The 11,399-nt window shown below is 65.9% G+C and carries 9 protein-coding genes; 5 read left to right on the plus strand and 4 right to left on the minus strand.

All coding sequences use genetic code 11. From position 1 onward, the window contains the following. Window positions 1-60: 60 nt before the first annotated feature. From gyrB to dnaA, 4 genes are all read right to left on the minus strand, one after another. Window positions 61-2,511, minus strand: a complete 2,451-nt coding sequence (gene gyrB, locus FNZ56_RS09290; RefSeq protein WP_143879571.1) for a DNA topoisomerase (ATP-hydrolyzing) subunit B — start codon at window positions 2,509-2,511, stop codon at window positions 61-63. A 76-nt stretch (window positions 2,512-2,587) separates the two neighbouring features. After that, entirely contained in the window at window positions 2,588-3,658 is a 1,071-nt protein-coding gene (recF, locus tag FNZ56_RS09295) for a DNA replication/repair protein RecF (RefSeq protein ID WP_143879572.1), read from the minus strand. A 58-nt stretch (window positions 3,659-3,716) separates the two neighbouring features. Continuing rightward, window positions 3,717-4,817, minus strand: coding sequence for a DNA polymerase III subunit beta (gene dnaN, locus FNZ56_RS09300; RefSeq protein WP_143879573.1), 1,101 nt, complete (start codon window positions 4,815-4,817; stop codon window positions 3,717-3,719). A 231-nt stretch (window positions 4,818-5,048) separates the two neighbouring features. Next, complete coding sequence (gene dnaA / locus FNZ56_RS09305; protein WP_143879574.1) at window positions 5,049-6,371, minus strand: chromosomal replication initiator protein DnaA; 1,323 nt, start codon at window positions 6,369-6,371, stop codon at window positions 5,049-5,051. 209 nt (window positions 6,372-6,580) lie between these two features. Here dnaA and rpmH point away from each other — a divergent pair, with 209 nt between their 5' ends. From rpmH to FNZ56_RS09330, 5 genes are all read left to right on the plus strand, one after another. Continuing rightward, window positions 6,581-6,721, plus strand: a complete 141-nt coding sequence (gene rpmH / locus FNZ56_RS09310; protein WP_041043460.1) for a 50S ribosomal protein L34 — start codon at window positions 6,581-6,583, stop codon at window positions 6,719-6,721. Window positions 6,722-6,753: 32 nt separating this feature from the next. Further along, window positions 6,754-7,200, plus strand: coding sequence for a ribonuclease P protein component (gene rnpA, locus FNZ56_RS09315; protein WP_143879575.1), 447 nt, complete (start codon window positions 6,754-6,756; stop codon window positions 7,198-7,200). Window positions 7,201-7,213: 13 nt separating this feature from the next. Beyond that, the gene (gene yidC / locus FNZ56_RS09320) at window positions 7,214-8,899 is read left to right on the plus strand and encodes a membrane protein insertase YidC (RefSeq protein ID WP_143879576.1); all 1,686 of its coding nucleotides are present in this window, start codon (window positions 7,214-7,216) and stop codon (window positions 8,897-8,899) included. Between the two features lie 33 nt (window positions 8,900-8,932). Next, window positions 8,933-10,258 (plus strand): tRNA uridine-5-carboxymethylaminomethyl(34) synthesis GTPase MnmE, encoded by a 1,326-nt coding sequence (gene mnmE / locus FNZ56_RS09325; protein ID WP_143879577.1) that lies wholly within the window; start codon window positions 8,933-8,935, stop codon window positions 10,256-10,258. Between the two features lie 103 nt (window positions 10,259-10,361). Next, a complete protein-coding gene (locus FNZ56_RS09330) occupies window positions 10,362-11,384 on the plus strand; it encodes an energy transducer TonB (RefSeq protein ID WP_246064560.1) in 1,023 nt (340 codons plus the stop codon). Window positions 11,385-11,399 lie beyond the last annotated feature (15 nt).

Consider the following 11,399-nt stretch of genomic DNA (forward strand, 5'->3'; position numbering starts at 1 on the left):
CCCCTCCGGTCTAGTCGTCCCTTGTAGGCGGCCGGACCTGAAAATGGCGTCAAGCCCGGCTCAGACGTCGAGGTTGGCGACCTTCAGCGCATTGTCCTCGATGAACTCGCGACGCGGTTCGACCACATCGCCCATCAAGGTCGAGAAGATCGCGTCGGCGGCGACCGCATCCTCGATCTTGACCCGCAGCAGGCGGCGGGTGTCCGGGTTCACCGTGGTGTCCCAGAGTTGTTCCGGGTTCATTTCGCCAAGGCCCTTGAAGCGCTGGATCTGGCGACCTTTCTTGGCTTCCTCGAGCAACCACGCCTGCGCCTCGGCGAAGCTCACGACCGGCTGCGCACGGTTGCCGCGCACGATCTGCGCGCCTTCGCGGATCAATCCGTGCAGTACAGCGGCCGCTTCACGCAAGGGCTTGAGCTCGCCATGCTCGAAGATCGACAGCGGCAGCGCCTGGGTCAGTTCCTCGCCCATGTGCAAGCGGGTGATCAACAACGCTGCCGGGTGTTGCGGGGTTGCTGGTTGCAGCTTGAGCGCATAACGCGGCTTGCCTAGGCCGCCGCGATTCAATTTCGCGGCCAATGCCTCGAGTTCGTGCGCCTCGTCGGTGTGTTCGGCCAGCGATGCCGCATCCAGCGGGGTGAAGTCGATCAGCGACTCGAGCACGATCGGATCGAAGCGATGCGCGTTGCGCGCGATCGCTTCGCGCGCGCCAGCGAACGCTAGCAACAGCGATTCCAGCGCCGTGCCCTCGATCGATGGCTCGCCCTGCGCCGGAATTAATTGCGCGCCATCCACCGCGTTGTTCGCAAGATAAGCGTCGAGCGCTGCGTCGTCCTTGAGGTAGAACTCGTTCTTGCCCTGCTTGATCTTGTACAGCGGCGGCAGACCGATGTAGACGTGGCCGCGCTCGATCAGCTCCGGCATCTGCCGGTAGAAGAAGGTCAGCAGCAACGTGCGGATGTGCGAACCGTCGACGTCGGCGTCGGTCATCAGGATGATGCGGTGGTAGCGCAGCTTGTCCGGGTTGTATTCGTCCTTGCCGATGCCGGTGCCGAGCGCGGTGATAAGGGTGCCGACTTCCGCCGACGCGAGCATGCGGTCGAAGCGCGCGCGTTCGACGTTGAGGATCTTGCCCTTGAGCGGCAGGATCGCCTGGGTCTTGCGATTGCGGCCCTGCTTGGCCGAGCCGCCCGCCGAGTCGCCCTCGACGATGAACAGTTCGGACAGCGCCGGATCCTTTTCCTGGCAATCGGCGAGCTTGCCCGGCAACCCCGCGATATCGAGCGCGCCCTTGCGCCGCGTGAGATCGCGGGCCTTGCGCGCGGCCTCGCGCGCGCGAGCCGCATCGACGATCTTGCCGGCGATGGCGCGGGCTTCGTGCGGGTGTTCCTGCAGGAATTCCTCGAGCTTGGCGCCGAAGGTGGATTCCACCACCGGGCGCACGTCGGAGCTCACCAGCTTCTCCTTGGTCTGCGAGGAGAAGCTCGGATCCGGCACCTTCACCGACAGCACCGCGATCATGCCCTCGCGCATGTCGTCGCCGGAGAGCGAGACCTTGGCTTGCTTGGCGATGCCGTTCTGTTCGATGTAGTTGGTGAGCGTGCGCGTCAATGCCGCGCGGAAGCCCTGCAAATGGGTGCCGCCGTCCTTCTGCGGGATGTTGTTGGTGAAGCAGAACATCGTTTCCTGGTAGCTGTCGGTCCACTGCAAGGCGACATCGACCGTGATCCCGTTCTGTTCGCCGCTGACCGAAATCACGTTCGGATGCAGCGGCGTCTTCAGTTGCGCCAGGTGCTCGACGAAGGAGCGGATGCCGCCTTCGTACTGGAACACGTCGCGCCGCCCTTCCCCGCGCTCGTCGACCAGCGTGATCTTCACGCCGGAATTGAGGAAAGACAGTTCGCGCAGGCGGCGCGCGAGGATGTCGTAGTGGAATTCGGTATCGGTGAAGATTTCCGCTGCCGGCCAGAACCGCAGCAGCGTGCCGCGCTTATTCGATTCGGAAACGCGTTTCAGCGGATACACCGGTTCGCCCAACGCGTATTCCTGCTCGTAATGGCCGCCGTCGCGCCAGATGTTCAACGTGAGTTTTGACGACAACGCGTTCACCACGCTCACGCCGACGCCGTGCAGACCGCCGGAAACCTTGTAGCTGTTGTCGTCGAACTTGCCGCCCGCGTGCAGCACGGTGAGGATCACCTCGGCCGCGGACACACCCTCTTCCTTGTGGATGTCGACCGGGATGCCGCGGCCGTTGTCGGACACCGACACCGAACCGTCCTCGTGGATGGTGACCACGATGTCGTCGGCGTGGCCGGCAAGCGCTTCGTCGACCGAGTTGTCGACGACCTCGAACACCATGTGGTGCAGGCCGGTGCCGTCGTGCACGTCGCCGATGTACATGCCCGGCCGCTTGCGGACGGCTTCAAGGCCGCGCAGCACGGTGATCTTGGAGGAATCGTAGTTCTGGTTGCCGGAATCCGGCGTGTCGTGAGGAGGTTGTTCGGACATAGGCAGCGCGCCGCGCCGGCATCGATCCGAAGCGACACATTATCTATTGGGATTGGGGCGCCGAGTATAACATTCCTCAAGCTGTACGGACATGCCCTCGTTCCACGTGGAATCCGGCGAAATCCGCGTCTTCAAGCCCTTGTGGCGACTCGGTTCCGGTCATGAAGACTTGCCAGACCTCGCCCCGCAGGACCTCCAGAAGCCGCTGTTGGTGGCGCCGATCGAGTTCGGCCGCGAAATCGTCCAACAGGAAGATCGGGGCTTCACCCCGGGTTTTCCGGAAATGTTCCCCCTGGGCCAACAGGCAAGCCAACGCGCACAGCTTGGCCTGGCCGCGCGATGGCGCCTCGCCGGCCGGCCATAACGACGAATGCAGCCGCCAGTTCGCGCGATGCGGGCCGACGGTCGTGAAACCGGCGGCGAAATCGCGATCCCGGGCCAGCAACAAGGCGTCGGCCAGCGCCAGATCCTGCTCCTTCCAGCCACTGGCAAACTCCAGCGCGAGCGGGCCCAAATCCGGCGACAGTGCTGACGCCATGGCGGACAAACCCAAGCTCAGTTCTCCAACATACCGGCGGCGCGCCTCGGTGATCCGCTCGCCTGCCTCGGCCATTTCCATTTCCCAGGCCGGCAGCTGATTAGCCGCCCCTTGTTTCAGCAGCGCATTGCGTTGTTTCAACCCCCGGGCATAGCGCCGCCAGTGCGAAAGGAAGCTCGGTTCCACGTGGAACAAGCCCCAATCCAGATAGCGGCGCCGGACCTCGCTCGACCCGTCGATCAGGGCGTGGCTGCCGGGCTCAAAGGTGAGAACGGCGACCGCCGCGCTCAGCGTACCGAGCAGATCGACGGGTTCGCCGTCCAGTCGCGCTTCCCAGCGGGCCCCCGTGTGGCGAAGGCCGGCTCGTCGGAGCCGGTTCCGTTCGGCCCATTCGACAAAGACCTCGACGGCGGAGGAGCCGCTACCTATCAGGCCGTCTCGGACACGGCCACGGAAACTCCTGCCATAGGCGATCAGATGAATGGCCTCGAGCAAGCTGCTCTTGCCGGCGCCGTTCAGGCCAGTGATTACGTTCAGCCGGGCATGTGGCTCGATTTCCGCGTCGATCACGCAACGCAGGTCGCGGACACGCAGACGGGTCAGGTGCATGAAAGGTCGAGCGCCTCGGCTGGTTCCACGTGGAACACAGCGCCCGGCTTGGCCTGCGTCACAGGCGCAGCGGCATCACCACGTGACGGCAACGTTCGCTGCCGGCCTCCCGCACCAACGCCGAGGAATTGGCGTCGCGCAACTGCAACACAACCTGCTCGTCGCGAAGGGCGGTCAAGGCTTCCAGCAAGTAGTTGACGTTGAAGCCGACCGCCAAGCCTTCGACCTTGGTATCGGCCTCGACTTCTTCCTGTGCCTCTTCCTGCTCCGGGTTATGGGCGCTGATGCGCAGCAGGTTGGGGGAGGCCTCGATACGGACGCCGCGATACTTCTCGTTCGACAGGATCGCCGCGCGCTGCAAGGCAGCGCGCAGGGCTTCGCGGTCGATCCGCACCTCACGGTCGGCACCGATCGGAATCACCGCCTCGTAATCAGGGAAACGCCCGTCGATCAGCTTGCTGGTGAAAGTAACGTCGTCGCGTTTGACCCGGATGTGGCCGCGACCCAACTCCAGCTCCACATCGCGGTCGCCGCCTTCGAGCAGGCGTTGCAGTTCAGTCACGCCTTTGCGAGGGACGATGATCTGGCGCTTGGTCCCTCCGCCCGAACCCAGGGGCGCTTCGCACAGGGCCAGGCGATGGCCGTCGGTGGCGACGCAACGCAGACTGGCTTCGCGCAGGTCGAATAGCAGTCCGTTGAGGTAATAACGCACATCCTGCTGCGCCATTGCGAACGCGGTACGTTCGATCAGTTCCTTCAAGGCAGCTTCCGGCACGGTGACGTGCTCGGTCGCCTCGACCTCGTCCACCGAGGGGAAATCGTTGGCCGGCAGGCTGGTCAGGTTACAGCGGCTGCGTCCGGCCTGGACCTGGATCTTGTCGCCCGACTGCGACACCGCGACCTTGCTACCGTCGGGCAGGGCACGTACGTAGTCGAACAACTTGCGCGCAGGAATCGTGATTTCACCGTCCTTGGCATCGTCGACTGCGATGCGCGCGACCATTTCCACCTCCAGATCGCTGCCGGTCAACGAGAGCTGTCCGTCCTTGACCTGCACCAGCAGGTTAGCAAGCACCGGCAAAGTCTGTCGGCGTTCGACCACGTTGACGACCTGGGCCAATGGCTTCAGGAAAGCTTCACGCTGCAGGCTGAAACGCATCTGTTGGCTACCCGGTTGTTGTTTGAAGGACAGATTTCAAATCAAGAGCGGTGGAGCTAGTGCTTCCGTTTGCGCGGGAAAAACAAGTTAACATGTTGATTTAACAAGAAATTCACAGCAATAAAAACGTCCGAAAACCCGTCGGCAGGCCGGGGACAAGCTGTGGATCACTGTCATTCCCCGTCCCTCGCGAATCACAACCCACGTAAAACCGGTCGGCTATCCACCGACTTATTCACTGAGCTTGCGAATGAGCTTATCCCAGTCTTCGCGCAGCTTGCCATCGATCTGAATCAGGTTGCGGATCTGGCGGCAGGCGTGCAGCACCGTGGTGTGGTCGCGGCCGGCGAAGGCGTCACCGATCTCGGGCAAGCTGTGCTCGGTCAGTTCCTTGGCCAGCGCCATCGCGACCTGGCGAGGGCGTGCGAGGGATCGCGTGCGGCGCTTGGAGAGCAAGTCCTTGATCTGCAGGCCGTAGTAATCGGCGACGACCTTCTGGATGTTGGGAATACCGATCGCCTGTTGCTGCGCGCGCAGCAGATCGCGCAGCGTTTCCTGGGCGAATTCCAGCGTGATCGCACGACCGGTGAAGCGAGCATCGGCGGTAAGCTTGTTGATCGCGCCCTCGAGTTCGCGCACGTTCGAGCGCATTTTCTTGGCGATCAGGAAGGCGACGTCGTCGGGAATCGTCGCGCCGCGCTCGCGCGCCTTGGCCAGCACGATCTGCGCGCGGGTTTCGAAATCGGGCGGGTCGATCGCCACCGACAAACCCCAGCCGAGCCGTGATTTCAGCCGCGGTTCCAGGCCTTCGACTTCGCGCGGGTAGCGGTCGCAGGTCAGGATGATCTGCTGGCGGCCGTCGAACAGCGCGTTGAAGGTGTGGAAGAACTCCTCCTGGGTACGGTCCTTGCCGGCGAAGAACTGGATGTCGTCGATCAGCAGCGCGTCGATGCCCTGGAACTGGCGCTTGAACGCTTCCATGCCGCCGCTGGACTTGTCGTACAGCGCCTTGGTGAAGGCGTTCATGAACTGCTCGCTGCGCAGGTACATCACCCGCACCGCCGGGTTCTGCCGGCGCATCTCGTTGCCGGCGGCGAACATCAGGTGGGTCTTGCCGAGGCCAGTGCCGCCGTAAAGCAGGAGTGGGTTGTGGGCGCGGTCGCCGGGCTTCTGCGCCGCCTGCCACGCCGCGGCGCGACCGAACTGATTGCTGCGGCCTTCGACGAAGGTGTCGAAGGTGAAATGCGGGTCGAGGTTGCCGTGGAACGGCTCGCCAACGGTAGACGGGGTGGCGGCCGCTAGCGCCGCGACCACGGGTTTGCGGCTGGTGCCGATCTCGAGGCTGACCGTCCCGGTCCCGGCGTAGTAGGCGAGCAGTTCGCGGATACGCTCGAGATAGCGGCCGCGGACTTCCTCCATCACGAACGCGTTGGGCGCATACAGCACAAGCCCGTCGTCGCGCTGGTCGGCCTGCAAGGGTTTGAGCCAGGTATGCACATCCTCGGCCGGAAATTCGGCTTGCAGGCGTTCCAGGCAGCGGGGCCAGGCATCCATCCGTGAATCTCGTCGACAGGACAGCGGCGCGGGCAGGCCGTGCGCTGTGGATAAGTAGGGAGTGGACGGCAGCCTACCATCGCCTCCGGAACGCGCCAACGGGCTCGTCGCGGGAATCAGGGCATTTGCGGTAACCACGCAATGGCATTGACCAGGACGAGCATCCTGCGTACCATTCCGCCTCTTTTCCGCCGCATTTTCTTGCCGCCATGGCCACCAAGCGCACCTACCAGCCCAGCAACCTCAAGCGCAAGCGCGATCACGGCTTCCGTGCGCGGATGAAGACCGCCGACGGCCGCAAGGTGTTGGCGCGTCGCCGCGCCAAGGGCCGCAAGCGCCTTACGGCGTAATCGTCGCCGGCCCTCCGGGGCCGCGGTTGCCCGTGACTTCGGCCGCGCCAAGGGCCCGGCCCTCCTCCTTTCCGAAGACCGCGCGCTTGCGGCAGCGTGCCGATTTCGCGCGCGTATTCGAGACCGGGCGCCGAGTCGCCGCACCTGCGCTGGCCTTGCACTGGCTCGCCTCCGAGCAGCCACGGCTGGGCATCGCGGTGTCGCGCAAGGTCGATCCGAACGCGGTCGGCCGCAACCGGATCAAGCGCGCGCTGCGCGAAGCTTTCCGCAACCTGCGCCCGCAACTGGCACCCGCGGACTTCGTGCTTGTCGCACGTACGCCTGCAACGACGCTCGACAACGCTGCGTTGCGAAGCGTCTTTTCGCAACTACTGCTGCGTGCCGGCGCTTTGCCCGCGGCAGTCCCCACCGGCACAATGCGCGCGGCTTGCGAGCCAGCGCCTCCAACCCCATCCAAGTCGGATACGCATTCCGGCTGAGTACGCCTGCCCGATGAACCAGACCCGCAACCTCCTGTTCTTCGCCTGGCTCGCCGTGGCCACCCTGCTGTGGATGCAGTGGAGCGCGGATCACGCGCCCAAGGCGCCGGCTACCGCGAACGCAACGACCGCGCAAAGCGCGCCGGCGGCGACCGCTGGCGTTCCATCTCCGAATGGGACGATCCCGACGGCTCCCGGTGCCGCGCTTGTCCAACCCGTGCAGCCGGCCGTCGTGCAGGCGATGCCGACGGTCGAGGTCCGCACCGACGTGCTGCGCCTGCAACTCGCCGGCGACGGCGTGCAGGTCGCCGACCTGCTGCAATACCCGCGCAGCGAAGCCGCAAACAGCGAACCGGTGCGGCTGCTCGACACCGCTCCCACGCAGTTCTACGCCGCCAACAGCGCATGGATGTCGGGCGCAGGCGCTTCGGCGAAGCCGCTGGCGTTCGCGCCGGTCGATGCCGCGCGCAGCGTGTCGCTCGCGCCCGCGCAACAGCAGCTGGTGGTGCCATTCGAAGCGCGCACTGCCGAAGGCGTCGTCGTTCGTCGCGAATACGTGCTCACCCGCGGCAGTTACGTGATCGCGGTGCGCGACCGTGTGCGCAACGATGGAACGGCTGCGTGGCAGGGCTACGTTTCGCGCCAGCTGGTGCGGGTGCCGCAGCAGCTCAAGAGCAGCATGGTGAACCCCGAGTCGTACAGCTTCCACGGCGCGACTTGGTTCAGTCCATCCGATGGATACGAACGCCGCCGTTTCGACGACAAGTACCTCAAGGACGGCCACCTCGACAAAACCATCAGCGGTGGCTGGCTGGCGATCCTGCAGCACCACTTCTTCGTCGCGTGGATCCCGCAAAAGGACCAGGGCGCACTGTACGCGCTCGCGCAAAATGGCATGCAGGACAGCATCTCCGCGAGCGGCCCGCAGTTCACGCTTGCGCCGGGCCAGAGCGGGTCGAGCGATGCGCGGCTGTGGATCGGCCCCAAGCTGGTGTCGCAGCTCAAGGCGCAGGACGTGCCCGGCCTCGATCGCGCGGTGGACTACAGCCGCTTCGCGTTGTTCGCGATGCTGGGGCAGGGCCTGTTCTGGATCCTTTCGCACCTGCATGCGCTGATCGGCAACTGGGGCTGGGCGATCATCGGTCTCGTGGTGTTGCTCAAGATCGCGCTGTTCCCGCTGTCGAATGCGCAGTACAAGTCGGCGGCGCAGATGCGCCGCTTCCAGCCGCGCCTGCAACAGTTGAAGGAACGCTACGGCGACGACAAGCAGAAGTACCAGCAGGCGATGCTGGAGCTGTACAAGAAGGAAAAGATCAATCCGATGGGTGGCTGCCTGCCGGTGATCCCGCAAATGCTGATCTTCATGACCCTGTACTGGGTGTTGTCCGAAGCGGTGGAACTGCGGCAGGCGCCGTGGATCGGCTGGATCCACGACCTCACCGCGCGCGACCCGTACTTCATCCTGCCGGTGCTGAACGCGGGAATCATGTTCGCGACCCAGCACATGATGCCGGCGGCGCCGGGCATGGACCCGACCCAGCAGAAGATGATGAAGTTCATGCCGCTGATCTTCGGCGTTGTGTTGATGTTCCTGCCTGCGGGCCTGGTGCTCTACCAGGTCGCGAACGGCGGACTCGGCCTGGCGCAGCAGTGGTACATGCTGCGCAAGTACGGCGAACCGAAGGCGAAGACCGCGTAACGCGATCTTCGCCGCGCGCGGCATCATCGGCGCATGCACGAACGCGACACCATCGCCGCGATTGCCAGCGCCGCCGGTCGCGGCGGCATCGGCATCGTGCGCCTGTCCGGGCCTCGGGCGCGGCACATCGCCGAACGCATCTGCAAACGCGGGCTGCGTCCCCGCCAGGCGCACCACGTGCGATTCCATGATCGCGAAGGCGCGGTCGTCGACGACGGCATCGCGTTGCTGTTCGTCGCGCCCGCCAGCTACACCGGCGAGGATGTGGTCGAACTGCAGGCGCATGGCAGCCCGGTCGTGCTGCACGAAATGCTCGAAGCCTGCTGCGCGCTCGGTGCCCGGCGCGCCCGTGCCGGCGAATTCAGCGAACGCGCCTGGGAAAACGGCCGCCTCGACCTCGCGCAAGCCGAAGCCGTCGCCGACCTGATCGCCGCCGCCGACCTGCGCGCGGCGCGCGCGGCGCGGCGTTCGCTGGAAGGCGAATTCTCGCAACGCGTCGATGCGCTCGCGCACACGCTGATTGCGCTGCGCGTGCAACTGGAAGCTTCGATCGATTTCAGCGACGAAGAACTCGATGCCGACGGTGAAGCGGCATTGCGCCGACGCCTCGATGCCGCGCGCGGACAACTCGCTGCATTGCTTGCCGCTGCGGAGCAGGGCAGGCGCCTGCGCGACGGTCTGCACGCGGTGATCGTCGGCCCTCCGAACGCGGGCAAGAGCTCGCTGTTGAACGCGCTTGCCGGCAGTGATCGCGCGATCGTCACCGACATGCCCGGCACTACCCGCGACCTGCTGCAGGAAACCATCCGCGTCGACGGGATCGAACTGACCCTGGTCGATACCGCCGGCCTGCGCGAGCAGGGCGATGCGATCGAACGCGAGGGCATGCGTCGTGCCCGCAACGAACTCGCGCGCGCCGATGCCGCGCTGGTCGTGCTCGACGCGCGCGATCCGGAGGCGGGGCGCGCTGCCGTCGAAAGCGCGCTCGCAGGCGTCCCCGAGGTCGTCTGGCTGCTCAACAAGCGCGATCTGTTGCCGTCCGCACCGGCGGCGGGGTCGGAGGGGCTCCTCGTCTCCGCGCGAACCGGCGAAGGCCTCGAAGCCTTGCATGCGCGGCTGCGGAGCCTGGCGGGCGGCGGCGGGGAAGGGGCATTCAGCGCGCGCGCGCGCCACGTCGAAGCGCTGCGCCACGCGCACGGCCTGCTCGGCGAAGCCGCCGCCGGGTTCGCCTCGGCGCGGCCCGAACTCGCCGCGGACAGCCTGCGCCGCGCCCACGATGCGCTTGGCGAGATCACCGGCCGCGTGCTCCCGGATGCGCTACTCGGTCACATTTTCGCGACCTTCTGCATCGGGAAATGAGCGAAAACTGCCTGATCCGGGGCCGAGCAGTTGACAAATCCCGCCCGCTGACGCGTCCTAATGGGTGGAGGCGTCCGTAGGACGCAACGGGGGAGTGGTGCAGATGTCGAAGTCGAAACAGGTTCCGCGGCGGCCGGACATGCGGCTCGTCGCCGGGGTGATGCTGGTGTGCGCGCTGGCCGCGTGCAAGAAGGACAACACGGCCGAACAGGCCGGGCCGGCGGCCACGCAAGAGGCTGCACAGGCCGTCGCGCCGCCGCCGGTGGCGGTTTCCGCCGAGGTCGCGGCGATGGGCGCGGAACAGCTGCGCGAAGCGGCCAGCGCCGCATTGCGCGAGCAACGCCTGTACGCGCCGGCCGGCAACAACGCGATGGAGTACTACCTCGCGTTGCGCGACAAGTCGCCGAACGATCCGGCGGTGGCGAGTGCGCTCACCGACCTGATGCCGTACACGCTGATCGCGACCGAACAGAGCATCAACCGCGACGATTTCTCGGAGGCGCAACGCCTGTACGCGCTGATGGAGAAGACCAATCCGCAAGCGCCGGCGCTGCCGCGCCTGAAGCAGAGCATCGCCGACGCGCAGGCCAGCCTCGCCCAGCGCACCGCCGATGCCGCGGCCAAGACCGAGGAGGACGCCAAGAAACAGGCCGACCTCGAGAAGCAGCGCCTGGCCGACCAGCAGAAACTGCAACAGCAGGCCGCGCAGCAGTTGGCCGCGCAGCAGGCCGCCGATGCCAAGGCCGCGGCGGACAAAGCCGCCGCCGACAAGGCCGCGGCGGACAAGGCTGCCGCCGACAAGGCCGCGGCGGATCGCGCCGCCGCGCAACGCACCGCGCAACAGCAAAGCGCGCCGGCGCAGGCGTCGTCGAACGACCTGCGTCCGATCAGCACGCCTTCGCCACGCTATCCGCCGGAGGCATATCGCGACGGCACCGCCGGCGAGGTCCAGGTCGAATTCACCGTCGGCACCGATGGCTCGGTGACTTCGGCGCGCGTGGTGCGCGCCGATCCTCCGCGCGTGTTCGACCGCGAGGCCTTGAACGCGGTCAAGCGCTGGAAATTCCAGCCGGTGAGTTCCCCGGTGACCAGCCGCCGCACCATCGGCTTCAACCCCGGCGGTTGATCCCGGGAAGCGGTC

This window comes from Lysobacter lycopersici (genome assembly GCF_007556775.1).
GTDB classification, from domain to species: Bacteria; Pseudomonadota; Gammaproteobacteria; order Xanthomonadales; family Xanthomonadaceae; genus Pseudoluteimonas; species Pseudoluteimonas lycopersici.